The 1,705-nt window shown below is 64.4% G+C and carries 2 protein-coding genes; both read left to right on the forward strand.

Annotated features, from left to right (window positions below; all coding sequences use genetic code 11):
• A partial coding sequence (locus MJD61_16535; GenBank protein MCG8556869.1) for a UDP-N-acetylmuramoyl-tripeptide--D-alanyl-D-alanine ligase occupies positions 1-1,092 on the forward strand: 1,092 nt, incomplete at its 5' end.
• A gap of 53 nt (positions 1,093-1,145) precedes the next feature.
• Positions 1,146-1,705, forward strand: a 560-nt coding sequence (gene mraY / locus MJD61_16540; protein MCG8556870.1) for a phospho-N-acetylmuramoyl-pentapeptide-transferase, incomplete at its 3' end; no start/stop codon positions are given.

The following is a 1,705-nucleotide window of genomic DNA, read 5'->3' on the forward strand; positions in this document are numbered from 1 at the left end:
GCGGGCGCGCTCGCGGCAACGGGTCGCCGGGTCCTGCGCAGCGCCGGCAACCTGAACAACCAGGTGGGTCTGCCGATGAGCCTTTTGTGCCTGAATCCGAGTGTGGATACAGCAGTCGTCGAGCTGGGGAGCAGCGCGCCTGGCGAGATCGCACGTCTCAGCGAGCTCGCAGCGCCGGACGTAGGTCTCGTCACCAGCGTCGCTCTGGCCCATAGCGCAGGCCTTGGATCGCTCGGGGCGATCGCCATCGAAAAGGCCGCGCTGTTGCACGAGCTCAACGCTGAGGGCCTGGCCGTCTACAACGCTGACTCGGGGGCGCTCGCTCAGGCGCTCGGCGGGTTGAAAGCAAGGCGCAGCCTGACATTCGGCGAGTCTGAGAGCGCCGACGTTCGGCTGGTTTGCTGCGGACCCGCGGAGGCCGGCGAGCCCCCTGGCATGCTGAGGTGGCGCTGCGAGTATTCGGTGCAGGGCGAGCGGCTCGAGGCCAGGCTGCGCGCGCTCGGGCGAGCAGCGGCGACGGACGCCGCCGCCGCGCTTGCCGTGGCGCTGGGCTGCGCCGGTAGGACGAAGCTTGACGACGCCGTCAGCGGCATCGAGGCTGTGCACCCTGTGCCTGGCCGCCTGATGCCACGAGCGACCGGCCGGGGCGTGCTGGTGCTGGACGACACCTACAACGCAAACCCCGCCTCGTGCTTGCTGGCGCTCGAGACCGCGGCTCAGCTCGCACACGCTCGGGCCGGCAGGCTCATGGTCGTGCTGGGCGACATGGCCGAGCTCGGCTCTCGTGCCGACTCCGAGCACGAGAAGCTGGGGCGCAGCGTCGTTCAGGCGCGGGCAGTGCTGTTCGTCGCGCGAGGCGAGCTCATGCGGGCGGCAGCCCGCAGTGCGATCGAGCAGGCCGGCAAGACCGGCGAGGATTGCCTGGTCGAGCACGTGTCCGGAGCGAACGCCGCGTCGCAGGTCTTGACCGGTCGCAAACCGGGCAGCAACGACGTCGTGCTCATAAAGGGCTCGAGATCCATGGCCATGGAGCAAGTCGCGGACGCCCTGGTGAACGAATGGGGTGCTATTTCAGCCGGAGGGCTCCAATGATCTATTACTTGCTCTACCCATTGAGGGAGCACGCCGCCCTTGGTTTCTTGAACGTGCTGCGCTACGTGCCCTTCCGCGTCCTTGCGGCAACAATGACAGCCCTGCTGCTGACGTTCGGCTTGTATCCTTGGTTTATACGAGCACTTCAATCTCGGCAGATTGGCCAGGTTGTACGCGAGGACGGTCCGAGCAGTCACTTGTCCAAAGCCGGTACTCCTACCATGGGCGGAGCTCTCATCCTCTTGGCTCTGGTTGCCTCGACAGTGCTATGGGCAGATCCTACCAACACGATGGTCTGGGTCGTCACTGCGGTAACCGCTTTGTACGGAGCCATCGGTTACGTAGATGATGCGTCGAAGCTTCGTAAGAAGCACAGCGGAGGTCTGTCCGCTCGTTCGAAGTTGTTGTGGCAGTTTGCGATCGCTTTCGGAGTGTGCGGATATCTCTTCTACGGCGTTGCGGGTTTGCCGGAAGATTGGCTCGCACTGCGCGATCGCATCGCTTTGCCCTTTGTCGCCTTTGAAAAGCACCCGCTGACGCTTCCTACGTTCCTATATTTCGGATTCGCGAGCTTCGTTATCGTGGGAATGTCAAACGGCGTCAACCTGACCGA

Source organism: Pseudomonadota bacterium, from assembly GCA_022361155.1.
In the GTDB taxonomy this organism is placed as follows: Bacteria; Myxococcota_A; Polyangia; order Polyangiales; family JAKSBK01; genus JAKSBK01.